Source organism: Dawidia cretensis, assembly GCF_018598175.1.
GTDB lineage: Bacteria > Bacteroidota > Bacteroidia > Cytophagales > Cyclobacteriaceae > Ohtaekwangia > Ohtaekwangia cretensis.
Window position 1 is genome coordinate 1 of sequence record NZ_JAHESE010000116.1, and the last position, 523, is coordinate 523.

The 523-nt window shown below is 56.4% G+C and carries 1 protein-coding gene; it reads right to left on the reverse strand.

Annotated features, from left to right (window positions below; translation table 11 throughout):
* Positions 1-496, reverse strand: a 496-nt coding sequence (locus tag KK062_RS29985; RefSeq protein ID WP_254088073.1) for a hypothetical protein, incomplete at its 3' end; no start/stop codon positions are given.
* Between the last annotated feature and the right edge of the window lie 27 nt (positions 497-523).

The window sequence follows — 523 nt, forward strand, 5'->3', positions numbered from 1 at the left end:
CGATTTTGAGGATCCAGCTGCGCGCCACGGCCTGCCAGTCTCGTATCGGTGTGCGGTCGCGCCGTTCCCAGCCGTTGCCCTGGTAGTAGTGGTAAAATTTCTCGGCTTCGAGGACTGAATTTTTTTGTTCACGAAAATAGTCCACCGCTTCTTTCAGGTCTATTGGGCGTGAATGCCGGGTACTGCCAGACCTATCTTCTCCCGGTGCGGGGGCGGGGGCTTCGCCTCTCGTCTCGTATACAGCGTTTACTCTGTTTGGAGTGTTTGTAGAAGGTGGTACGCCGGGAGTAGAGGTTGCGTCGGCAGTTGTGTCGATAGGGGGGCGGCGAACAGGGGTTTCGGGATCGTGAACCGTAACCCGGCTGGGTATACTCGGGTGATACGACGGCACGTAGGTGATGTAGCCCCAGTCGTGTAGGTTGTGAAGCACGCGATAGTAGGTTTTGCAAGATCCGAGACCGGCGATGCGCATAACATCGTCGCGGTTGATGCGCATATTGTCCGCGAACTTTTTGCGGTTCCA